Source organism: Dysgonomonas sp. UBA7630 (assembly GCF_002483985.1).
Lineage (GTDB): Bacteria > Bacteroidota > Bacteroidia > Bacteroidales > Dysgonomonadaceae > Dysgonomonas.
On record NZ_DLIY01000020.1, the window covers coordinates 145,161 to 167,878 of the forward strand.

At 37.4% G+C, this 22,718-nt stretch carries 21 protein-coding genes; 16 read left to right on the top strand and 5 right to left on the bottom strand.

Going from position 1 to position 22,718, the window contains the following annotated elements:
• Positions 1–50 precede the first annotated feature (50 nt).
• The 4 genes from B3P17_RS09060 to B3P17_RS09075 all read left to right on the top strand — a co-directional run bounded on the left by B3P17_RS09060 (position 51) and on the right by B3P17_RS09075 (position 4,230).
• Positions 51–1,244: a lactonase family protein gene (locus B3P17_RS09060; protein WP_252636822.1), complete on the top strand. Its 1,194-nt coding sequence runs from the start codon at positions 51–53 to the stop codon at positions 1,242–1,244.
• Positions 1,245–1,412: 168 nt separating this feature from the next.
• Positions 1,413–3,029, top strand: coding sequence for an ABC-F family ATP-binding cassette domain-containing protein (locus B3P17_RS09065; protein WP_006843088.1), 1,617 nt, complete (start codon positions 1,413–1,415; stop codon positions 3,027–3,029).
• A gap of 67 nt (positions 3,030–3,096) precedes the next feature.
• The gene (locus B3P17_RS09070; RefSeq protein WP_252636820.1) at positions 3,097–3,579 is read left to right on the top strand and encodes a hypothetical protein; all 483 of its coding nucleotides are present in this window, start codon (positions 3,097–3,099) and stop codon (positions 3,577–3,579) included.
• 171 nt (positions 3,580–3,750) lie between these two features.
• Positions 3,751–4,230, top strand: coding sequence for a hypothetical protein (locus tag B3P17_RS09075; RefSeq protein ID WP_252636819.1), 480 nt, complete (start codon positions 3,751–3,753; stop codon positions 4,228–4,230).
• A gap of 102 nt (positions 4,231–4,332) precedes the next feature.
• On the opposite strand, the gene tilS is transcribed toward B3P17_RS09075, so the two are convergent.
• Both tilS and B3P17_RS09085 read right to left on the bottom strand, forming a co-directional pair.
• Positions 4,333–5,658, bottom strand: a complete 1,326-nt coding sequence (tilS, locus tag B3P17_RS09080) for a tRNA lysidine(34) synthetase TilS (protein WP_252636817.1) — start codon at positions 5,656–5,658, stop codon at positions 4,333–4,335.
• A gap of 30 nt (positions 5,659–5,688) precedes the next feature.
• Positions 5,689–6,930, bottom strand: a complete 1,242-nt coding sequence (locus B3P17_RS09085) for an HD domain-containing protein (protein ID WP_252636815.1) — start codon at positions 6,928–6,930, stop codon at positions 5,689–5,691.
• A gap of 357 nt (positions 6,931–7,287) precedes the next feature.
• Here B3P17_RS09085 and B3P17_RS09090 point away from each other — a divergent pair, with 357 nt between their 5' ends.
• Positions 7,288–8,115, top strand: coding sequence for a TerC family protein (locus tag B3P17_RS09090; RefSeq protein ID WP_252636813.1), 828 nt, complete (start codon positions 7,288–7,290; stop codon positions 8,113–8,115).
• Between the two features lie 76 nt (positions 8,116–8,191).
• Here the strand turns inward: B3P17_RS09090 and B3P17_RS09095 are convergent, their stop codons facing one another.
• The gene (locus B3P17_RS09095) at positions 8,192–9,364 is read right to left on the bottom strand and encodes an OmpA family protein (protein WP_252636811.1); all 1,173 of its coding nucleotides are present in this window, start codon (positions 9,362–9,364) and stop codon (positions 8,192–8,194) included.
• Between the two features lie 331 nt (positions 9,365–9,695).
• On the opposite strand from B3P17_RS09095, the gene B3P17_RS09100 reads away from it, so the two are divergent.
• From B3P17_RS09100 to B3P17_RS09135, 8 genes are all read left to right on the top strand, one after another.
• A complete protein-coding gene (locus tag B3P17_RS09100; RefSeq protein WP_252636809.1) occupies positions 9,696–12,065 on the top strand; it encodes a cation:proton antiporter in 2,370 nt (789 codons plus the stop codon).
• A 35-nt stretch (positions 12,066–12,100) separates the two neighbouring features.
• Positions 12,101–12,925, top strand: a complete 825-nt coding sequence (locus tag B3P17_RS09105) for an endonuclease VIII (RefSeq protein ID WP_291105199.1) — start codon at positions 12,101–12,103, stop codon at positions 12,923–12,925.
• A gap of 134 nt (positions 12,926–13,059) precedes the next feature.
• A complete protein-coding gene (gene recR, locus B3P17_RS09110) occupies positions 13,060–13,683 on the top strand; it encodes a recombination mediator RecR (RefSeq protein WP_252636805.1) in 624 nt (207 codons plus the stop codon).
• 8 nt (positions 13,684–13,691) lie between these two features.
• Positions 13,692–14,141 (top strand): hypothetical protein, encoded by a 450-nt coding sequence (locus tag B3P17_RS09115; RefSeq protein WP_252636803.1) that lies wholly within the window; start codon positions 13,692–13,694, stop codon positions 14,139–14,141.
• Between the two features lie 5 nt (positions 14,142–14,146).
• Positions 14,147–14,602 (top strand): BT0820 family HAD-type phosphatase, encoded by a 456-nt coding sequence (locus tag B3P17_RS09120; RefSeq protein WP_135105011.1) that lies wholly within the window; start codon positions 14,147–14,149, stop codon positions 14,600–14,602.
• A gap of 19 nt (positions 14,603–14,621) precedes the next feature.
• Complete coding sequence (locus B3P17_RS09125; protein ID WP_252636801.1) at positions 14,622–15,149, top strand: GNAT family N-acetyltransferase; 528 nt, start codon at positions 14,622–14,624, stop codon at positions 15,147–15,149.
• Between the two features lie 3 nt (positions 15,150–15,152).
• Positions 15,153–15,716 carry an L-threonylcarbamoyladenylate synthase gene (locus tag B3P17_RS09130; RefSeq protein ID WP_252636800.1) on the top strand — a complete coding sequence of 188 codons (564 nt, stop codon included), beginning with the start codon at positions 15,153–15,155 and terminating at the stop codon, positions 15,714–15,716.
• Positions 15,717–15,724: 8 nt separating this feature from the next.
• A complete protein-coding gene (locus B3P17_RS09135) occupies positions 15,725–16,288 on the top strand; it encodes a pentapeptide repeat-containing protein (RefSeq protein WP_252636799.1) in 564 nt (187 codons plus the stop codon).
• Here B3P17_RS09135 and B3P17_RS09140 read toward each other — a convergent pair whose 3' ends face one another.
• Positions 16,289–16,783 (bottom strand): GNAT family N-acetyltransferase, encoded by a 495-nt coding sequence (locus B3P17_RS09140; RefSeq protein WP_252636797.1) that lies wholly within the window; start codon positions 16,781–16,783, stop codon positions 16,289–16,291.
• Positions 16,784–16,801: 18 nt separating this feature from the next.
• On the bottom strand, positions 16,802–17,692 hold the full coding sequence (locus tag B3P17_RS09145) for a hypothetical protein (RefSeq protein WP_252636795.1): 891 nt from the start codon (positions 17,690–17,692) through the stop codon (positions 16,802–16,804).
• Between the two features lie 242 nt (positions 17,693–17,934).
• Between B3P17_RS09145 and mdh the strand changes: the two genes are divergently transcribed.
• From mdh to B3P17_RS09160, 3 genes are all read left to right on the top strand, one after another.
• Positions 17,935–18,876 (top strand): malate dehydrogenase, encoded by a 942-nt coding sequence (gene mdh / locus B3P17_RS09150; protein ID WP_252636793.1) that lies wholly within the window; start codon positions 17,935–17,937, stop codon positions 18,874–18,876.
• 339 nt (positions 18,877–19,215) lie between these two features.
• Complete coding sequence (locus B3P17_RS09155; protein WP_252636791.1) at positions 19,216–19,917, top strand: DUF6994 family protein; 702 nt, start codon at positions 19,216–19,218, stop codon at positions 19,915–19,917.
• 339 nt (positions 19,918–20,256) lie between these two features.
• Positions 20,257–22,617, top strand: a complete 2,361-nt coding sequence (locus B3P17_RS09160; RefSeq protein WP_252636790.1) for a family 20 glycosylhydrolase — start codon at positions 20,257–20,259, stop codon at positions 22,615–22,617.
• Positions 22,618–22,718 lie beyond the last annotated feature (101 nt).

The window sequence follows — 22,718 nt, forward strand, 5'->3', positions numbered from 1 at the left end:
TTGTTCTAGTAAACATTTTCAGGTTCATCTTTTACATAAAATAGAGTATTATGCGTAAATATATTTTATTTACAGCTTTCGCTGTTCTTTCCCTTATTTCTTGCAAACAAAAAACAAATGTGGATAATTCAAATATTGATCCGTCGGATACAACAAATATGAGTGCAGAAACTATCTCAGACGAAACAAGTTTGTACCTGCTGGTGGGTACATATACAACAGGCGAGAGCGAAGGTATTTATGTTTATCAATTTGATACCGTTTCAGGTTTTTCCAAATATAAAAGTGTGGTTAAGGTGACCAATCCATCATACCTTACTATCAATAAAGAAGGTACGCATGTTTATTCTGTTTCCGAAACTGGAGACGCAAAAGCTGCGGCCAATGCTTTCGTTTTCGATAAGAAAGATGGCACTCTAAAACTTCTAAATTCGCAATTGACAGGTGGTGCTGATCCTTGTTATATAGAGCTCGACAAAACCGGCAAGCATGTTGTTACCGCTAATTATTCGGGTGGTAGTATTACAGCCTTTAATATTAATGGTGACGGAACGCTGACTACGGCTACTCAATTGATTCGTTTTACAGGAAAAGGGGCAGATGCAGAGCGTCAGAAAGCTCCTCACCTGCATTGTGTACGCTATTCTCCTGATGGGAAATATTTGTTCGCCGATGATTTGGGAACAGACAAAATACATAAATTTGGTATAAATGAAAGTAATGAGGGGAACTATCTCAAAGTAGGAACACCTGCCGCTTTTGATGTAGCACCCGGATCGGGACCAAGGCATCTTGATTTTCATCCGAATGGAAAGTATGCATACCTTATCAATGAACTGTCGGGCGTTGTTATCGCATTCAACTACGATGCTAACGCCGGTAATTTGACTCAAATTCAAACAATCCAAGCTGATACGCTTAGCGCAAAGGGTAGTGCCGATATTCATGTGTCGCCTGACGGCAAATTCCTTTATGCATCCAACCGCCTGAAAGGAGATGGTATCGCAATATTCTCTATAAATCAGGTAGATGGTAAGTTAACCAAAGTTGGCTATCAGGAAACAGGAGTGCATCCACGTAATTTCGTGATTACTCCGAATGGTAAATTCTTATTGGTGGCAAGTCGCGATAATGATGTCATCCAAATATTTCTTATAGACAGGGTTACTGGCCTTTTAGAAAATACATATAAGGATATAGAACTGGATATGCCTGTTTGCCTGAAATTTACTTCATTCAAGTAAGGTAAGGCTAAAAAAATATTACTTATCTTTTTATTATTCAGAAGAGAGGAGATGGCCGTCTCTTCTCTTTGCTATTTCCAACGATAACGATTAACAGTAATTCGTTTTGATATTTCGTGTCTTATTTTTCTCTACCTTTGCACCTTCAAAAAATAAAATACAGATTCGATGTTAATTGTTGACAGCTTAAAAGTTGAGTTAGGGGATAGAGTATTGTTCGATAATATCAGCTATATAATTAATGATAAAGATAAAATTGCGCTTGTTGGTAAGAATGGGGCAGGGAAGAGTACTATGCTCAAAATTCTGGCAGGTGTCAATACCCACTTCAGAGGGACAATAACCGGGCCTGATGGCGTTACCGTTGGGTATCTTCCTCAGGTAATGAAAATTACCGATGAACGTACTGTCCGTGAAGAAGCATCTTTAGCATTCTCTTATATCTTCGATTTGCAAGCAAAGATCGAGGATATGAATAAGCAGTTGGAAACACGTACCGACTATGAATCTGATGATTATGCCAAACTGATTGATGATTTTACTCATGCCCACGAACGTTTGGCGATGGTAGAAGATGTCAACTTTGAAGGTGAAGTAGAAAAAGCATTACTTGGTCTGGGCTTTAAGCGTGCCGATCTCGATCGTCCTACCAATGAGTTTAGTGGAGGATGGCGTATGCGTATCGAGCTTGCTAAACTCTTGTTGAGTAATCCCGATGTGATGTTGCTCGATGAGCCTACAAATCACCTTGATATAGAATCTATTGGTTGGCTCGAAGACTTTATAAATACTCAGGCAAAAGCTGTGGTTCTTATTTCCCACGACCGTGCTTTTATCGATGCGGTAACTACACGTACGATTGAGTTGACGATGGGGCGTATTTACGACTATAAGGTAAACTATTCTAAATATGTAGAACTGAGACAGGAGCGTCGCCAACAGCAAATACATGCATGGGAGGCTCAGCAAAAACAGATAGCCGAGATAGAAGAATTTATAGAACGCTTTAGAGCGCAAGCGGCTAAAGCGGTGCTTGTGCAAAGCCGTATCCGCCAATTGGAAAAGATGGAACGTGTGGAAATAGATGAAGAAGACAAATCGCAAATCCGTATTCGCTTCCAGCCGGCTACACGTTCGGGTAATTATCCGTTGACGGTAGATATGGTAACGAAAAAATATGATGACTATCTGGTTTTTGAAAATGCCAATCTAATGATAGAGCGTGGCGAGAAAATTGCTTTGGCAGGAAAGAACGGAGAAGGAAAATCTACATTTGTAAAATGCGTGATGGGCGAAACATCATACGATGGCAGTATACTTTTAGGACATAATGTACAGGTTGGTTACTTTGCACAGAACCAGGCTGATTTGTTAGATGAGGATCTGACAGTTTTTGAAACCATTGATCGGGTTGCCGAAGGGGATATACGTACTCAAATTCGTAATATTCTGGGAGCGTTTATGTTTAACAGGGACGATTCGGAGAAGAAAGTAAAAGTACTTTCGGGAGGGGAGAGAACACGCTTAGCTATGATAAAGCTGTTGCTTGAGCCTGTAAATCTGCTTATTCTCGATGAGCCTACAAACCACTTGGACTTGAAGACTAAAGAGGTTCTGAAGAATGCTTTGCTAGATTATGATGGAACAGTTATCCTTGTTTCCCACGACCGTGATTTTTTGGACGGGCTGGTGACAAAAGTATATGAATTTTCGGATAAAAAAGTGCGTGAGCATATCGGAGGAATCAAAGAGTTCTTGGCTAAGAAGAGAGCCTTATCTTCCTAAAAGATTGGCTTCAATATATGTTTTAGCTATCTTTGATTTCTTATTAAAAATCTTAACATAATTAGAAATGAAAAAATTATTATTATCATTACTCACAGTAAGTCTTATTTTAACTTCTTGTGGTGGAACATCTCCTGTTAAATTTAACGATACGATTGTTGAGGCGAATGAGACGATTTCTCATGTAAGCGATTCGTATACAGAGACTCTTTCTGCGGCTATTGCTTCCGGTTCTTATGAAAGTATTGCTGCTGCAACAGATAGTGCATTGGTAAAGATAGACGCTGAACTGAATATTGTGAAGGCCTTAGAAGCTCCAAAAGGTGCAGAGGAATTTAAAAATGCTGCTTTGAAAGCATACCAAGATTTAAGAGCAATCGTAGAAGCCGGAAGGAAATTTACGACTTTAACAGAAGAATCTTCGGACGAAGAGTTTGATAAGATTTCGGACGAATATGATGCTAAAATGGATGCTTATAATGCGAGTTTTGAGCAGTTGGTAAATACCCAAAAAGCATACGCTAAGGGAGCCGGATACGAATTGAAATAAATATCAAACTAAATAAAAAAGCACCTCTGATAAAATAGTAGATTTATTAAAGAGATTGAGAGGATTAGAAAAATAAAATCAATCGATAATATTGAAAAATTCTTAGAAGAAACAAGAGGATAATAAATGATTTTTTTAAGTTTGTAGAATAAACCTTAAATTCTATAAACTATGGGTATAGGATATTCAAGAAATCCTTTTGGTAGAAAAAAGAGTTCTAGTAAAGCCGCTAATAGTCTATTTAAACTAGGAATTGGCATAATATCTGGTATTTCAAAAGCTCATAAAGCAGCGCAAAAAGAAGCTGAAAAGAGAAAAAAAGCAGAAGAAAGAGAAACTTTAGCTTTGGCTAGAAAATTACTCAGAGAAGATGCGAAGTTTCAAAGAGAAAATGAGATGTTTTTGAGAAAAATAGAAAAACAAAAGATAATAGACGAAAAAAGGGAAAAAGAGTCTTGGTATATTATGAATGGATACATTAAAAAGCAAATAACATTCTTTACAAAATATATTGCTTTATCAATAATAGATAATGACTTGAAAAAAGAGATTGAAGCTAAGTTGAAATCAGGTGAAAAATATATACACGTGCATCAGACAACCCTTGATGATTTAAAGGCAAAATATAAAGAAAAGACTAAAAATATTTAGTTTTTATATTAACTTGAACATAATATCCTTATTTTTTAATCTTTTGCCATTAAGTAGATTTATAAAAGATATTCGTCATTTTTTATAATAGAGGTGCTTTTTTTATAATGGATTATCTGTTATCTGTATCTTTAGGATTTGCGTCGTAGATTTGTCTATTTTAAATCGATCGTCGGAACGTTCGCCGACAATCCACACAATATCATTTTCTGAGCAAAGTAGCCAGGCTTCTTCTTTTTCGAACAAAGTAAACTTCTGATCGGTGAAATAATCGCTGACCTTTTTCTTGCCCTTCATCCCGAATGGAATAAACCAATCGCCTTGATGCCACCTTCTGAGTGTTAACGGAAATTTTATTTTATCTTTATCCAGATAGAGAATATTTTTATTTTTTTCTATTACAAAGCCATTATCTATTTGGATTGTTTCGATAGATAGTTGTAATGGATAGCTCATCAAGCGATCTTCTTCCCTTATCAGAAAGCTGTCTACTGAGAGCTTCTCTCTTTTTTTTATTATAAAGAATTCCCTATCCTTAATCAGCTTGTGCGTGTCGGAGTAAAATATCTTTCCGGACTGACTTATGATCGATTCAAAAATTTGTCTTACTGTTGCTGTATTAAAATTGTAAGGAGCAAGCAACTCATAGAGTATCGCTTCCGGCTCTAAATATTTAATCAGCGTTCTGATGTTGATGCTATCGTCACTCAACACATCTGCCTTTACCTGTTGGATATAAAAATTATAGATACTCTCCACCTGCGATAAATGCTCGCCTGTGCGGATAATAGAATCTTTTACCGATGGGTTGATTGTCTCCAGCAATGGGATAATATTTAGCCTTATCTTATTTCGTGTATACAAGTCCTCATTATTGGTACTGTCATCTACATATTTCAATCCCCTGTCTTTAAGATATTCTAAGATGTCTTTTCTGCTGAGGCATAGAAGGGGGCGAATAATGTTATTGTTTTGGGCAGCTATTCCCGTCAATCCTCTTATCCCTGTTCCCCTTATGAGGTTTAGAAGTATGGTTTCTACCGAATCGTCACGATGATGTGCGACCGCAATCTTATCAGCCAGGTGGATTGTTCTTATTTGTTCAAACCAATTATATCGCAATTCTCTTGCTGCCATTTCTATCGAGATGGAATGAATCTCGGCATAGGCCTCTGTATCAAAATCTACCCTTTCGTATTTAAGGTTGTACTTCTGGCATAATTCTTCTACGAAAAAAGCATCACGATTAGACTCTTCTCCCCGAAGATGAAAGTTGCAATGTGCCACCACACACTTATATTTCAACGAGTGCAGGATATCCAGTAGAGCGACAGAGTCGGCTCCACCGCTAACCCCTACAATAACCTTGCTACCGTCTTCTAATAGTTGGTGCTCGTCTATATATTGTTCGACCTGTACTATATTCATAATTAAGTACAAAAGTAATATATCTTTATTTTAATTGTTTGTCGGTAATATCTTAAGATAAGAAAAATAGTGCTTTTCTACTTTTTTTGATAGCAATTGTATATTCAGCATATCCGAAGCAGCGGAAATGTCTTTTATCGTCCCATCATTATATAAAATATCAATGCTGTCATCCACTTCATTGTACATATTGGTGTAGATAACATCTGAGGAACAGAAATAGGCCGCTTCATTTTCTGTAATATTAAATTCACTCATATATCGCTCTATATACTTCTGTATATAAGAGGCCGGAAGCTCTTCATTCGTAATTTCTATCTTGAACAATTTTCTGTTAACAAGACAATCACTCAATTTTGATAATACTACATCATCGTGATCAGCCCACACCTTGAGTGCGCTCCAAATATCATTATCATCTAACTTAACAAAGTGAAGCAGTACTTCATCCATTTTCTTTTCGAAATAGGCTTTATCTATGTTTTTTTGCAAGAAATACTGCAAAGCAGGAGATGCAAATAAGTTAACTCCATTGTTTGTTAATTCTTTAGCCCGTATCAGAACTTTTATTAACATCTTTTCGGCGGCAACGGCCGTCTTGTGAAGGTACACCTGCCAATACATCAATCGGCGTGAGGTCAAAAAGTTTTCGATAGAGTAAATACCTTTTGCTTCTACTACCAGTTTATCGTTTTTTATATCAAGCATTTTTATGATACGAGCCGAACCGATATTTCCTTCCGTTACACCTGTAAAAAAGCTATCTCGTCGAAGATAATCGAGGCGATCAACATCGAGCTGCCCGCTAACTAACTGATGCAGGAATTTCTTTGGATATTCATTCTTGAATATTGATATACATGTGCTTAATTCTCCTTTTAGCTCTTTGTTTAGGTAATTCATAAGTGCCAAAGAAAAATCTTCGTGATGGATACCATTTGTCAACGTATGCTCCAAAGCATGAGAGAACGGGCCATGTCCTACATCATGCAGCAATATACAAGCTAACGCTCCATTTGCCTCGTCGTCTGTTATTTCGTGCCCTTTTATCCGTAAAACCTTTATTGCCTCATCCATCAGATACATAGCTCCTATAGAGTGGTGTAGGCGTGTGTGTTGTGCTCCGGGATATACAAAAAAAGCTAATCCCATTTGCCTGATACGGTTTAGCCGCTGGAGTAGAGGATGCTGAATCAATTTATATAAAAATAGGTTCGGTATCGTAATAAAGCCAAAAACAGGGTCGTTGATTATCTTTTTCTTTATGGTCATGTATATTGTGAGATTATATGTATTTATAGATATTTAAACAAAGATACATCATATTTTATAAATATGTTTTTTAATATGTAGACGTGATAAAAATAAAACTAAACGAAGTTAATATTTAACCTAATAAATTGTGGATGTATATTTTATATCTTATATTTGTCTATTGAGAATGTATTAAGAAAGCAAAATTGAAGACAAAACTAAAAACAAAACTAAAAAAACTGCAGCTTAAGATTCAGTATATGCTAGGTTTGATAAAGACAGACGGAAATGCTGTTATAAAAGACTATCTCGAAAAAAAACATTGACTCTTTTTTGTGTCAAAATGTTTATTAATTTTGACACAAAAAAATAAAGATGGAAATTCTGGAAACGTTCTTTTTGCCTAGTGCGTGGATTGCACTTCTGACTTTATCCTTTCTGGAAATTGTACTTGGTATAGACAATATTGTATTTTTGTCTATAGTATCAGCTAAGCTTCCTGCCAAAGAGCAGCCTAAGGCACGTACTGTAGGGCTTATTTTGGCTATGCTTTTTCGCATTGCCTTGCTGTTTTGTATATCGTGGCTGATGAAGCTCACCAATCCCATTATTAGTTTTGATACACAATGGTTTGATGGGTCTATATCGGGGCAGAGTATCATTATATTAGTAGGAGGGCTTTTCTTATTATACAAAAGTGTGACCGAGATACATCATAAACTAGAAGGTGAAAGTGATTCGGTTACAGCTAAATCAAAAACTAATTTTTGGGGAGTTATTGCTCAGATCGTAGCACTTGATATTGTTTTCTCTTTCGATAGTGTACTTACTGCTGTTGGACTTGTCAGCTTCAGTGAGTTTGGCTATGTGGGTGCTATGACGATAATGGTAACGGCAGTTGTTTTGGCTGTAATGGTAATGCTGTTATTCTCCGGGCCGGTAAGTCGATTTGTAAATGAGCATCCCACTATTCAGATGTTGGGTCTTTCATTTCTGATATTGATAGGGGTTATGCTAATAGTAGAAGCAGCACATTTATCTAACCTTTCTATATTTGGATCAGTGGTGGGAGAGATACCTAAAGGATATATCTATTTTGCCATCGCATTCTCTTTGCTGGTAGAGTTTCTGAATATGAAGCTTCGCAAAAAATCAAAGCCTGTAAAGCTTATTGATTCGGAGATTGTAGAAAAAGAAAAATAATTGAATGTTCTTATATGACAAGAGGCTGTCTCATCGAAAGTGAGACAGCCTCTTGTTTATTTTTTGGAGGAACTTTTTACTTTGTAACGGCAGTAAATACGACAACACGGTTCCACTGATCTGTAGGGAATAGTTGTTCTTTATCTCCGCTGGCTTTGGTTGTTATTCTGCTTCTTGAGATACCATACTCTTCTACAAGCACGTTGGCTACAGCCTCAGCACGTTGTTCAGAAAGTCTTTGGTTTATAGCAGCAGTACCTGTGCTCTTGTCGGCATATCCTGTAACTATAACATTTACCTGTGGATTATCCTTTAGATAACGAGCTGCATTGTAAATGTTGATGTCTTGGTTCTTTTCAAGTTTAGCACTACCAATATGGAATACAACAACAGCATTCATCAATACTTCTGTTTGTTCCTTGATCTCTTTCGTTTTTTCTATTACAATCTGAGGTTCAGGTTTAACGGCCAGCTCTTGTTTTAATCTGCTGATTTCCGAATCTTTGCTTCCTATTTGTCCTCTTAGTTCGTTGATCTTATCGTTCATCGACCTGATTGCAGCAGGGTCTGCTTCGTCAACCATCTTAAACCCGCCTTTGGTGAAGTTGTAAGTAAGACCTATAAGAGCGCTTACAATACCATCATATTTTTTATCGGCTACCACGCCATTGAAGTTATCAGGATATAGGTTGCCTATTACTTCCAGATTAAGGCTTACCGCTTCGCTTATACGGAAGTCTCCTTGAAATCCGACACGTGGTATAATACTGTTCGTCCTGCCTATGCTTCCCAGTCCTTCGATATTATCTTTTCCAAAACCATGAGCATAACCGATACCGGCAATACCAATCAGGTTGAAACATCTCTCGGGGCTATACGGCATGAATAGATTTGTTAAATTAAGCAAACCATCAACGCTTGTTTGTATATAATCCACTTTGTAAGTTCCGGTTTTCGCTTGTTTATTTAACGTATATTCAAGATAGTTTTTCGATTGCCATCCACCCACTTGTAAACGCGCTCCGGCTACAGGTGAGAAATATTTCCCTGCCGATATAGCTACATTAGGAGTAATGAGATCTCCAAACTTAGCTTTGCTATGGAATTCGCTTACTGTATAAGATCCTCCGACCTGACCTTGTATAAACCAATGATCCCAAAAAGAAGTTGGGGCATAAGCCTTCTCTTGTGCAAAACTATAGCTTCCTGCTATAATGACGGAAACAATTAATAAAATAATCTTTTTCATTTTTTTTGTGTTTTAATTCCAGTCTGTAGTGTAAAAATAGAGCTGGATTGTTTTGAATCATTATGTTATGTAAGTGTTTTTTTTTACATCGAACCTAAAAAAACTAGCACCAAAGCTAACATAAATATATTATTGATGCAATAAAAATGATAAAATAAGTAAAAGTAGCGAAGGATGCAATTTATGACTTTTTGGTTATTTATTTTCGAGAATCATTTTTTTTTGATAATTTTAAACATCGAAAAAACCTCATTTTTGTACGTTCTGTTAACAAGAACGAATATTTTTATATCAAATTATACTGAATTTTTATTGCAGAAAATAAAATTATATGGCTCACCTTCCTGATTTTATAAGTGATCTGGCAATTATATTAATAACTGCCGGAATAGTTACTATTATATTCAAATGGCTAAAACAACCTGTCGTATTGGGATACATTGTTGCGGGATTTTTGGCAAGTCTTCACTTCAAAAAATTCATAGAGAAACTCGTTATAGATATATCGGGAGCATCGGATGAAAGTGTAAGATCTATATTCAAAACCCTACCTGAAATATCCGATATGAGTAATGTCGGCATCTGGGCAGAGATCGGTGTAATTTTTCTACTTTTTGCTTTAGGTCTCGAATTTAGTTTCAAAAAACTGATGGACGTTGGCGGTAAAGCTTCTATTGCCACTCTTATCAACTTGGGTTCTATGATAATAATTGGCTACCTGGCGGGGCAGCTATTCATTGTAAATCTAATAGATGATTGGACTCGGATGGATAGTATTTATCTCGGCTGTATGCTCTCTATGTCGTCTACTACTATTATCATCAAGGCCTTTAATGATATGGGACTGCAAAAGAAAAAGTTTGCAGGAATCGTGTTCGGGATGCTTATTGTTGAGGATATTGCAGCCATCATAATGATGGTTTTGCTTACAACATTTGCATCGAGCCAGCATATAGAAAGCGGTGAATTGGCAAATAGTGTTGTAAAACTGTTTTTCTTTATGCTTATTTGGTTTATTGTAGGTATTTATATGATACCCACAATACTCAAAAAACTGAAAAAGTATTTGAATGATGAGACCTTGTTGATTGTGGCAATCGGGCTTTGCCTTGGTATGGTTCTTTTTGCTTCTATTGTTGGCTTCTCGGCTGCTTTAGGTGCTTTTATAATGGGGTCTATATTGGCAGAGACAATCGAGTCTAAACATATCGAGCACCTCATGGAACCTTTGAAGAATCTGTTTGGGGCTGTCTTCTTCGTATCTGTGGGTATGATGATCGATCCGGCTATTATTGCCGAATATGGCGTGCTGGTGATAATTCTTACTTTGGTTGTGCTTATCGGACGGATTATTTTTGCAACATTAGGAGTCATGGCTTCGGGTGAGAGCTTGAAAGTGGCGATGCAGTCGGGATTCAGTCTGGCACAGATAGGGGAGTTCTCCTTTATCATAGCTACTTTGGGCGTTAGTCTTGGTGTTATTACAGATACACTGTATCCGATCATAGTAGCAGTGTCGGTGATTACAACATTCACTACTCCGTACTGTATTAAGCTGTCCGATACGGCATACGGCTGGTTGGAAAAGAGGGTTCCGGATAAATTCGCCAAGATTAAAGATGGATATGGCGCATCGGGATACGATACTGTGAATAAGCAAAATGACTGGAAGAAACTACTGAAAAGTATACTCACTTTAGTGGCTGTTTATTTCACTATATCTTTGGCTATCTTGTTGGTATTCCAAAATTTCATAACGCCATATATTGTAGAATACGTGCCCGGAAGTATCTGGGGGCAGATTTTAGCAGCGATTATCACACTTACTCTGATGGCTCCATTCTTACGTGCCATTATGATGAAGAAAAATCGTTCCGAAGAGTTCAAAAATCTGTGGAAGGATAACCGACTCAACAGAGGTGCATTAGTTTCGTTGATTGTGTTCCGTATTATTATTTGTATTGTATTAGTGTTAATGGTATTGATTCCTCTATTCCCAAGGCTTACAGTATTGATGGTTATTATCTCATTGGTTGTTGTAACGTTGATTATATTCTCTCAAGGGTTCAAGGCTCAGTCTCGTAGAATCGAGGCACGATTTCTTGAAAATCTAAACCTGAAACAAAAACTAAAAGAGAAAAATGCAGCTATTTTACCAACTGTAGCGAATGACCTCCGTTCGAAGAATATACATATCGCTGAATTTGAAATCTCTCAGTCATTCTCAAATATTGGAAAAACTTTGCGGGAGTTAGACTTTAGACAAAGAACGGGTGTAAATATTGTAACCATCGTAAGAGGATGCAATAAGATCAATATACCCGATGGGAACACACGAATATATCCATTTGATAAATTAGTTGTTTCGGGCTCCGATGAGGAAATGCAAAAACTGTCTCAATACTTGGAGGAAAAGACAGAGCAGGATTTGCTCATGGAGGAAGAAGCCGAATATCATATATGCTTATCCCAGTATCTTGTAGAACCCGGATCTCCGCTTATTGATAAATCTATTGTAGATGCTGGTATTCGTGAAAAAACAGAATGTATGGTGATCGGTATCGATAGGGGAGATGAATCTATTATCAATTTCACTTCCGGCTTTGTGTTCCAAGAAGGCGACGTAATATGGTTGGCAGGTGAGAAAAATAAACTAAATTCGTTTGAGGAAAATATAAAAGCATCATCGATTGCGTCCTGAAACGACTAGTATATTATTAACCTATAAGTGAAGGTATGATAGAAATACCCGAATCGGCAACAATAAGTTCACAAGCTGAAACCATCCTGACAGGAAAACGAATAGCAAAAGTTATTCAGGCAACCAGTCCGCACAAATTTACATGGTACAATGGCAACCCGGCTTTGTATCGTAATATACTTGTTGGGCGAGAAGTAGAATCAGCAAGAGGGCATGGAGCCTTTGTTGATATTATCTGCGACAAGGATACTTATATTTCGATAAGTGACGGTACAAACCTGAAATATTATACGGCAACTGATACGTATCCGGTGAAACACCAGCTCTTGATACTGTTCGAGGATATGACATGTCTTGCTTTTACAGTATCTATGTATGGAGCCATATATGCCTATAAGGGAGAGTTGCAAAATGTATATCATGCCGGAAGTTTGAACAGTATTTCTCCATTGAGCGACGCTTTTGATGAGGCGTATTTTGATTCAATCTTTGCCGGTGTACAAAAAGACATGTCGGTAAAGGCCTTGCTTGGTACTCAACAACGAATTCCCGGTTTGGGAAACGGCGTTTTACAAGACATCTTTTTCAAAGCCGGAATACATCCCAAACGGAAAATATCTACAATGTCTGATCTCGAAAGAGGAGATCTGTTCCATTCATTGAAGGTTACTTTGCGGAATATGACCGATAAAGGAGGCCGTGACACTGAAAAGGATTTTTATGGTAATTGGGGTAAATATAAAACTCTTTTATCCAAAAAAACATATAAAGAGCCATGCCCTAACTGTGGAAGCGATATTGTAAAGGAGGCATATCTGGGTGGTACAATCTACTTTTGTCCGAGTTGTCAGAAAGAGTGAAAGTAGCCTGCTTTGTTCTCTAATTGCATTAAAAATACCTTCTTATAATATTTAAATAGATTTAAGATGTCTTGAATCAGTGAGAAAATCCCTTAAATAATTCTTATCTTTGCATCCGAAAATTTTCAGGCATCATGAATCAAAAATATCCATCAGCTTTATTAGAAAATGCAGTAAATGAATTCGCAAAGCTTCCCGGCATAGGGCGTAAAACGGCTTTGAGGTTGATTTTGCATCTGTTGAGGCAGGACAATGCTATGGTAGAGGGTTTCGCTCAGGCATTGGTTTCATTGAAGCATGAAGTAAAGTATTGCAATGTTTGTCATAATATATGTGATGACGATATTTGCCCTATCTGTTTGGATAAATCTCGTGATGCAGCTACGATCTGTGTTGTAGAGAATATAAAAGAGGTCATGGCTATTGAGAATACAATGCAGTTCAAAGGCTTGTATCATGTGTTGGGAGGTATTATATCCCCGATAGATGGAATAGGCCCTTCCGATCTGGAAATAGAAAGCCTGGTGGCACGTGTAGCCAAGGGTGATGTGAAAGAAATTATTTTGGCATTGAGTACTACGATGGAAGGCGATACGACCAACTTCTACATCTATAAGAAATTATCATCTTTCGACATAAAGGTTTCTATGATTGCACGCGGGATTTCTATCGGAGATGAAATAGAATATGCCGATGAAGTAACATTGGGACGCTCTATCCTGAACAGGACATTGTTTAATGAGTCATATAAATTGTAAAAATCATAATGGAGAATAAAGAACGAAAGCTATATAAAACATTAATGTTGTTATTCTGGGCGAACATTCTTTTGCTGTTGACTGTTTTAACATTTATATTATTCTCTAAAGGTTTAACTTTTGGTACCGCTACAAATACGAATGTTGTGTTTGAACAATATACGATTCTAATATCGTTGGCTAGTATTCCAATCGCATTGAAACTATTCCATACTCAGTATCGGAGGATCGCAGAGCTGGAGCACAAGAAGTTTCTCGAGAAGTACCTTCCTGCCTATATTCTGCGGATGTTTGTACTAGATGCGGCGGCTATATTAAACATAGCAGGGCTGTATCTGTTTAATTCAAAGAACTCTGTGTATATGACAATTATAATTATATTTGCATTGTTTTTTTGTTATCCTAACCGAAAGACCTTAGAAGAAGCTAACGATACTACATCAGAAATAAAAGATTAAATAAAATGGTTATTGCAGTAGACTTTGACGGAACAATCGTTGAACATGAGTATCCCAAAATCGGACGTCCCATTCCTTTTGCAATCGAAACACTTTTGCAGTTGCAGCAAGATGGGCATATCCTTATTCTTTGGACAGTGCGAGACGGCAGCCTGTTGCAGGAAGCAGTAGATTATTGTAAAAATAAAGGGTTGCATTTTTATGCAGCTAATAAGAATTATCCCGAGGAAGATTCGTTAACTGCGTCTCGGAAATTAACAGCAGATTTGTTTATTGACGACCGCAATTTGGGCGGACTTCCTGATTGGGGAGTGATATATCATGCGATAAAAGCGATGGAAAGAGGAGAAGTTTCCTTCGAAAATATAATGATGTCTTCGGGAGAAAGCCAAAGAGCAAGGAGAAGAAAGAAGAATTTCTTTATACGCTTGGGTGAAATGTTTGAGAGAGGAAGTTATTAACTACTAAGTCTTTTACAAAATGCTATTGAAAAACAAAGATATCGTTTTGCGAGCCGTAGAACCCGAAGATTTAGAAATCTTATATCGTTGGGAGAATTCTACAGTCTTGTGGTATCATGGCAATACTTTGGCCCCGTATTCCAAGCTGGTGCTGAGGCAGTACATCAATGATTCTTTGGAGATGGATATATATCAAAGCAAACAATTGCGTCTGATGATAGACCTCGTAGAAGAGAAAGTCACTATCGGAACCATTGATCTTTACGATATAGACGCCCACAACCGCAGAGCTGGTATTGGCATCCTCATTGATGACGACTATCGCAGAAGAGGCTTTGCCAAACAAGCTTTGGAACTGATGAGCAACTATGCTTTCGACTTTTTGTACCTTCATCAAATCTATGCATATATAGCCCAAAGCAATACCAATAGTATCAGCTTGTTTGAGAAAGCAGGGTATCAGTCTGTCGGGATTTTGAAAGACTGGCTGCAAAGAGGTGAAGAGTTTGAAGATGTTTACCTTTCTCAGTTGCTTAATAATAAATAAATTATGGAAGAAGATATAAAGAAGGCTTTTGAAGTGCTTGTGTCCGGAGGATTGATTTTGTATCCTACTGATACCATATGGGGAATAGGCTGTGATGCTACCAACGAGGAAGCTGTACATCGTGTATATGAACTAAAGCGAAGGGTTGATAGTAAAGCCCTTATTACTCTGCTCGATAATCCTATCAAGCTCGATTATTATATCGATGAAGTTCCTTCTTTGGCGTGGGACCTGATAGAGTTATCCGAAAAACCATTGACCATAATTTATGATGGAGCACGAAATGTTGCACCTAATTTGATGGCAGAAGACGGTAGTCTCGCTATCCGTGTCACAAAAGAAAAATTTTCTCAAGAGCTGTGTAAGCGTTTTCGGAAAGCCTTGGTTTCTACATCTGCTAATATCAGCGGGGAGCCTGCACCGGCTAACTTTGATGATATAAGCGAAGAGATAAAGCAAGGTGTAGATTATATCGTAAAATACAGGCAGGATGATACAAGTAAATCGAAAGCATCGAGTATCATAAAATTGGGTAAGACCGGAGAAGTGAAAATAATCAGAGAGTAGGAGAGTCCATGATTGTTAGTGAAGACATAATCTTTGAAGGTAAATCTTATGTAGAAGGGTTACATAAAAAGTCGTTTGATAATTGTACTTTTTCGAAATGCGATTTTTCAGACTCTAAGCTTATAGCTTGTACTTTTACCGACTGTTCGTTTATAGATTGTAATTTGTCGATGGTGGAATTCAACCAGTCTACTCTGAATAATATCCATTTTAAGAATTGTAAAATGCTTGGTGTGAAATTTAATCATTGCCACGATTTTATTTTTCATGTCGACTTTGAAAATTGCATACTCGATTATGCCTCTTTCGAAAAGCGAAAAATGAGTAAGACTCGTTTTAAAGATACTTCATTGAAGGGAGTCGACTTTGGAAGTGCCGACCTCAAACAATCAAAGTTTTTGGAAGCTGATTTGGACGAGGCGATCTTTTATAATACCAATCTTCAAGAAGTAGATTTTACCACTGCATATAATTACTCAATAGACCTGACTCAGAACCAGATCAAAAAAGCACGTTTTTCTAAAGATGGATTGGCGGGGTTGCTAAACCAATTTGATATTATTATCGACTAGCTACAGGTCTTTATTCATCACATAGTCTTCCATCAGGAAGCCGTTTCCGATGTCAATATTTTCACTTGCGAAAAAATCGAAGCCCATTCGTTTATAGAAATCAATCGCTTTGTTGTATCGGTTTACATTCAGCGAAAGAAGCGTATTGTTATTCTTCAGGGCAAGTTTACTCACCGCATCTATAAACAAGCGACCTACACCTTTGCCTTGAATAGAAGGCAGTACATATATTTTGTGTATTTTGGTTATTGGCGTGCCTTTGTAGTTCAGCTCGTATGATAAATAGCCTAGATATTCACCGTCTTCCTCAGCTAATAGATAGTGATGATTTAACTCATTCATCTGTTTTTCCAACGCACTGGTGCTATACATCATATCCATCATGTAGCTTATCTGCTCTTGCGAAAGAATGTTGCTAAATGTAGCGGGCCAAATAACATTTGATAGTACCTGGATATTATAAATATGGTCTGTAGTAGCTTCTACTATTTGCATTTATATATCAATAAGGTTTTAGTTTTCTAATGAGAAAGATCTACTGCCTATTCTATTACCATCAGCAAAAATATCTACACGGTATGTTCCCGGCATCAGATATTCTTCTACATTCCAGTACATGGTAACACCTACTTCTTCGCCTCCGTATTCTATAACTCGCTTGATGGAGTAATTGATATTTCCATTCTCGTAAGCGAATGTATTCGCTCTACTTTTGGTCAATACATCGTCATCGGGTTTCATGATACGTGCATATATAGTACGTTCACCCGGCTCGGCAGTAATATTCTTTGTTATTGTAAAATTGATTATCAGCTGCTCTACTTTATTTATTTTCTTTTGTACTTTTCCTTTGCTATTTGTGGCTTGCACGCTTATATTGGTGGCATCCAGCTTGGCGGCTTTGGTTACTTTTTCGGTCAAGTCCTGCTTTTGCTGAGTTACCTGATTCAGTGTTTTTGATGTTTCCTGATATTTATTTGTTATCTCCTGCTTTTCTTGTCTGAGCTGAGCATTTGCCCTGTTCAGAGAGTCGATTTGTGTGATGTACGACTTTAATATTTGGCGCAGCGTTGCCAGCTCTTTGTTCAAGCGGGAAATTTCAGCTTTATTTTCAGCTTTCACAGTCTTCAACTCTTCAAGTAACCGTTGAACTTTAGTTTGTTCATTTGTTAGCTTTTGTAGAAGAGAATCATTTTTTATATTCAACTTAAACCCTTCGTATTGCATCGACAGGCTCTCGTACTCGTCTTCCAACTGCTGTTTGTTCAGAACGCTTTCCTGTTGCAGTTCGTCGATTTGAGTCTTCTGGTTGAATATAAAGTAACTGGCTATGCCTATTCCCAGAATAAGCAGGGCTATTATTCCAATTAATATTTTCGAATTACTCTTTTTTTCTGTATCCATGATGATGTTAAAAATCTGCGACTACAAATATAACGGATTTATACAGATTGAACAAAAGGCATTTAAAAACCTTTCGCTTTTTTTAATAAAATAGGGGTATTTTTGACGAGCAAAATCTTCTTTATTTCAGAATAAGCATGTACATTTGTTAGGCTTTTAGGCGAGATTGTTTAGTATCTGTTTCAGTCTTGTTGCAATATGAAAGAATCAAATTATTAATTAATATATTAAATCAAATTATTATGTCTAAAGTAACAGTAGTAGGTGCCGGAAATGTAGGTGCTACATGTGCAAACGTTCTTGCGTTTAATGAAGTGGCTGATGAAGTAGTGATGCTTGATGTAAAAGAAGGTGTATCGGAAGGTAAAGCTATCGATATGAACCAGACTGTACAATTGTTGGGATTTGATACACGTGTAAAAGGTGTGACTAACGACTATGCAGCAACAGCTAACTCTGATGTAGTTGTTATTACTTCGGGTATTCCTCGCAAACCGGGTATGACTCGTGAAGAACTAATCGGAGTAAATGCCGGTATTGTGAAGAGTGTTGCAGAAAATATCCTTAAATACTCACCGAATGCTGTTCTTGTTATCATATCCAACCCAATGGATACAATGACATATCTTGCATCTAAAGTGACAGGTCTTCCTAAACACCGTGTTGTAGGTATGGGTGGTGCATTAGATAGCTCACGTTTCAAATATTACCTAAGCGAAGCATTGGGATGCAATCCGAATGAAGTAGAAGGTATGGTAATAGGTGGACACGGAGATACTACAATGATCCCTGTAACTCGTTTAGCGACATACAAAGGTATTCCTGTAACAGACCTTTTGTCTAAAGAAACATTGGATAAGGTTGTTGCCGATACGATGGTTGGAGGTGCTACTCTTACCGGATTGCTTGGTACATCGGCATGGTATGCACCGGGTGCTGCCGGAGCTTATGTGGTAGAAGCTATTCTTCACGATCAGAAAAAGGTAGTTACTTGTTGTGTGTCTCTTGAAGGAGAATACGGACAAAATGATATTTGTATTGGTGTGCCTGTAGTTTTAGGTAAAAACGGATGGGAAAAAGTTATCGACCTTAAACTTACAGCAGACGAAAAAGAAAAATTTGAAGCATCAGCAGCAGCTGTTCACAAAACAAATGCTGTTCTGAAAGAAATAAACGCTATCTAACGCTTATTTGCAAAGTTTGACTAAAAGAGAAGGGATGCTTCATGTATATGAAGTGTCCCTTTATTATTATATTGTAGGGGTATTTTTCTTTTCTAAATTTATCTGATATAATAGGGGTTTTGCTTGTTAAATTATGGCAGAAAAAGTGACATTGAAATATGTATTGTTAAATCTTGATCCTTGTAAAATGCATTTACCTTTAGTTTTTTAGCTATGTTGGTAGTTGCCATTGGTAGTACTCAAGCAGCTTAAAAAAAAATAACAGCAGCAATCAAGTTACTGGCGAGGGTAAAGACAGATACGATACAAAATAGTAAAGCATAAATTGAGTGTTAAAAAATGAACTTAATTAACATAGATTTTGACTTTCGGCAAGATACCAAATGTGGTGATCCTGATACCGACAGTCTCAAATTATATGAAGCTCACAAGTTATTATGGAGTAAAGAATTGCCTAATGGAAAAATGCTTGTTTTGGTAATTAAAGCCGATAGTTATGGTAGATTGCTTATAAAAAACAACTTGTGTATGAACTTTTCAAGTGACAGAATGTGTCCACATTTTGACGGAAAATATAGCAATAAGTTTGCTGGTTGGCTTTCAGATTTGGAACGGGAAGAGCTAAAACAAAAAGTACGGACAATTGGCGGACATATAATTTTTCCAGCTCACAAAAAGAATGGTTTCACAATTAATCAAGCAAGAGGTGTAAGTATAATGATTTGTGACAGATTCGATTTGACATTGGAATGTATTAGGCGTTTTTATAGAGATGAAGAAAGTCCACTTTATAAGATTTTGATAAATTACAAAGACTTTTTTTCCTTGTTTGTTAGCTTCAAAGGTTATGTTGACTTCTTTCATTTACAAGACTTTATTGATCAGCAAGGGCAAGTCGAATTTTCTTTGCCGTTTGATAATTTCAACAGACCTTCATTGCCTCAGACTATTGGCGAGTATCGGCAATACAAGAATCATACTTTAGATTTGATCAATAAAAGAAACCTGAGAATATTAAAATATATACGCCTCGACAAATAGACAAGAAGTGTAACGGTAGATAATTTATGTCTTACACAATATCTTGAAATAATTAATTGATACTTTTTCTTCTTTTTACGCTTTTAGCGCCTCATAAGCATAAGCAAAATCTTTAGGTATTGAACAAAAGTTTACAAAATAACTCGGATTCGTTTTAGATACATGTCATTTATTATTAGCAATGAATCCTTGCGTTGCAGTATTATTTAAAGGGAAGGGAAGCTTACTTTTTTAAATGTTAATTAACTATTCGATGGGTGATATGCAATAAACGATGGTTATATTTGTAAAATCAACTTAAAGTACCATAATCATTAAACTTTAAACCTGTAAAAACTAATGAAAAAACTTACGCCAATCATTTTATTTATGGTGACAATTTTAATGCTTTCATGCGGAGGAAGTGAACCCACGGTTCATAAACCATACAATGAAGGTATAAATATTACACCGCTACCACTCGAGTTGACGCAAAAAGAAGATACTTTTAAGCTTGGAAAAAGTGTTGTATTTGTAGCGGACAACGCAGATGTGGAAAAAGTTGCTGCTTATTTTGCTGCAAAAATCAAGGCATCTACAGGATACAACTTGAGTATAGAAAAAACTAAACCTGCAACAGATTATATTAATTTGTCTATTGTCGCAGATCTTCCGGTTAACGAAGAAGGCTACTTACTCGACGTTACCGAAAAGGGGATAGATATTCAGGCTAAAACACCGCATGGCTTGTTTTACGGAATGCAAACTATAATGCAGTTGCTTCCTGCCGAAATAGAAAGTCCTACACTTGTGAAAAATATTGCATGGAAGGTGTCCGGAGTAGCAATAAAAGATGAACCTCGCTTCAAATACAGAGGAATGCACCTAGATGTTTGCCGTCACTTTGTTGATGTAGACTTTATTAAGAAGCAATTGGATGTGTTGGCTATGTTCAAGATCAATACATTCCACTGGCACCTGACAGAAGATCAAGGTTGGCGTATCGAAATAAAGAAATACCCTAAGCTTACTGAGATAGGAGCAAAGAGAACAGAGGGTGAAGGAAACGAATATGGCCCTTATTTCTATACACAAGATCAAGTGAAAGAGGTTGTGGCATACGCTAAGGAACGTTTTATAGAAGTTATACCCGAAATAGAATTGCCCGGACATGGTGTAGCTGCAATAGCTGCATATCCCGAGCTGTCTTGTACAGGAAAGCCAATCGATGTGCGTTGTTTCTGGGGTGTGGCAAACGATGTGTATTGCGCCGGAAACGATTCTGTATTCCAGTTCTTGGAAAATGTAATAGAAGAAGTGATTCCTTTGTTCGAAAGCGAATACTTCCATATTGGTGGCGATGAGTGTCCGAAAGACAGATGGAAAGTATGCCCTAAGTGTCAGGCTCGTATAAAAGAACTTGGCTTGAAGGCAGATAAGACTCACTCTGCTGAAGAGAAACTGCAAAGCTACTTTGTACAACGCATCGAAAAGTTCTTGTTGAAGCACAATAAGAAGATGATCGGTTGGGACGAGATACTTGAAGGTGGACTTGCTCCAACAGCTACTGTAATGAGTTGGCGAGGAGAAGAAGGCGGTATTGCATCTGCAAATATGGGGCATGATGTGATAATGACACCGGGGGCATGGATGTATCTGGATAAATACCAAGGTGATGCTAAAAATCTTCCGGTAACGATAGGTGGCTTCTTGGATTTAGAGAAAGTGTATGGTTATGAGCCTGTTCCGGAGAAGATTGCCGAAGATAAGAAACATCATATCTTAGGAGCGCAGGCTAATGTTTGGACTGAATATAAGTATAATGGCAATGGTATGGAATATGATATTTACCCCCGTATTATTGCATTGGCTGAACTGAATTGGACTCCGAAAGACAAGAAAAACTATAAAGATTTTGAACGTCGTATCGACAATCAGCGTGTGCGACTTGATATGCATAATATCAATTATTATATACCGCTACCTGAGCAAAAGGGAGCGCCGTCATGTAACTTTGTAGCATTCACAGATCAGGTTACACTCGAATTTAAAACAACAGAACCTGTAAAAATGGTATATACTACCGATGGCAGCGAGCCTGCATTGACGTCACAGGTTTATGATAAACCGTTGACATTTACTGAAAATACAACATTGAAAATACGTTCGGTACTCTTGTCTGACAAGATGAGTGATGTGCGTACTATTACTATCGAAAAGCAATCGTATGCACCCCCTGTAGAGAAGGAAAAGGATGCTAAGCCGGGACTTAAAGCGGAATACTACAAAGGATATACAAGAACAGTGGCAGAATTGGAAGGCAAGACTGCTGCCGAAACCGAGTATGTAGCCGCTCCGCAGAAGTCTAAGCATAGAATACCGAATTATACAGAACCGTATGCCGACGACTATTATTCTACAATTCTTACCGGATACATGAATATTCCTGAAGATGGTGTTTACTACTTCAGTACAGACTATGAATTGTGGATTGATGGCAAATTGTTGATATCTAACGAAAAAGATAACAACGGAACAGCGCGTAGGTTTTCACGTAGCGATAAGTCGGTTGCATTGGCCAAAGGTGCGCATGCATTCAAGCTAATTAGACTAGGTGCTATATTTGGCGGATGGCCTACCCAGTGGGAAGATATCTATGTAGGTATCCGTAAGGCAGATCAATCGGAATTCAGTTACATGGATGAGACTTATTTTAAGTAATACACAATAGAGTAACTAGATATATAATGTAAGAGATGTGCCGGTACCTTCATGTGCCGGCACTTTTTTATGCATATCGTCAGCTCCTATTTGCTAAAAAG

What these genes read in the sequence shown, in the direction of transcription:
- B3P17_RS09060 (WP_252636822.1), top strand. Translation starts at nt 51, where the DNA reads ATGCGTAAATATATTTTATTTACAGCTTTCGCTGTTCTTTCCCTTATT.
- B3P17_RS09065 (WP_006843088.1), top strand. Translation starts at nt 1,413, where the DNA reads ATGTTAATTGTTGACAGCTTAAAAGTTGAGTTAGGGGATAGAGTATTG.
- B3P17_RS09070 (WP_252636820.1), top strand. Translation starts at nt 3,097, where the DNA reads ATGAAAAAATTATTATTATCATTACTCACAGTAAGTCTTATTTTAACT.
- B3P17_RS09075 (WP_252636819.1), top strand. Translation starts at nt 3,751, where the DNA reads ATGGGTATAGGATATTCAAGAAATCCTTTTGGTAGAAAAAAGAGTTCT.
- tilS (WP_252636817.1), bottom strand. Translation starts at nt 5,658, where the DNA reads ATGAATATAGTACAGGTCGAACAATATATAGACGAGCACCAACTATTA.
- B3P17_RS09085 (WP_252636815.1), bottom strand. Translation starts at nt 6,930, where the DNA reads ATGACCATAAAGAAAAAGATAATCAACGACCCTGTTTTTGGCTTTATT.
- B3P17_RS09090 (WP_252636813.1), top strand. Translation starts at nt 7,288, where the DNA reads ATGGAAATTCTGGAAACGTTCTTTTTGCCTAGTGCGTGGATTGCACTT.
- B3P17_RS09095 (WP_252636811.1), bottom strand. Translation starts at nt 9,364, where the DNA reads ATGAAAAAGATTATTTTATTAATTGTTTCCGTCATTATAGCAGGAAGC.
- B3P17_RS09100 (WP_252636809.1), top strand. Translation starts at nt 9,696, where the DNA reads ATGGCTCACCTTCCTGATTTTATAAGTGATCTGGCAATTATATTAATA.
- B3P17_RS09105 (WP_291105199.1), top strand. Translation starts at nt 12,101, where the DNA reads ATGATAGAAATACCCGAATCGGCAACAATAAGTTCACAAGCTGAAACC.
- recR (WP_252636805.1), top strand. Translation starts at nt 13,060, where the DNA reads ATGAATCAAAAATATCCATCAGCTTTATTAGAAAATGCAGTAAATGAA.
- B3P17_RS09115 (WP_252636803.1), top strand. Translation starts at nt 13,692, where the DNA reads ATGGAGAATAAAGAACGAAAGCTATATAAAACATTAATGTTGTTATTC.
- B3P17_RS09120 (WP_135105011.1), top strand. Translation starts at nt 14,147, where the DNA reads ATGGTTATTGCAGTAGACTTTGACGGAACAATCGTTGAACATGAGTAT.
- B3P17_RS09125 (WP_252636801.1), top strand. Translation starts at nt 14,622, where the DNA reads ATGCTATTGAAAAACAAAGATATCGTTTTGCGAGCCGTAGAACCCGAA.
- B3P17_RS09130 (WP_252636800.1), top strand. Translation starts at nt 15,153, where the DNA reads ATGGAAGAAGATATAAAGAAGGCTTTTGAAGTGCTTGTGTCCGGAGGA.
- B3P17_RS09135 (WP_252636799.1), top strand. Translation starts at nt 15,725, where the DNA reads ATGATTGTTAGTGAAGACATAATCTTTGAAGGTAAATCTTATGTAGAA.
- B3P17_RS09140 (WP_252636797.1), bottom strand. Translation starts at nt 16,783, where the DNA reads ATGCAAATAGTAGAAGCTACTACAGACCATATTTATAATATCCAGGTA.
- B3P17_RS09145 (WP_252636795.1), bottom strand. Translation starts at nt 17,692, where the DNA reads ATGGATACAGAAAAAAAGAGTAATTCGAAAATATTAATTGGAATAATA.
- mdh (WP_252636793.1), top strand. Translation starts at nt 17,935, where the DNA reads ATGTCTAAAGTAACAGTAGTAGGTGCCGGAAATGTAGGTGCTACATGT.
- B3P17_RS09155 (WP_252636791.1), top strand. Translation starts at nt 19,216, where the DNA reads ATGAACTTAATTAACATAGATTTTGACTTTCGGCAAGATACCAAATGT.
- B3P17_RS09160 (WP_252636790.1), top strand. Translation starts at nt 20,257, where the DNA reads ATGAAAAAACTTACGCCAATCATTTTATTTATGGTGACAATTTTAATG.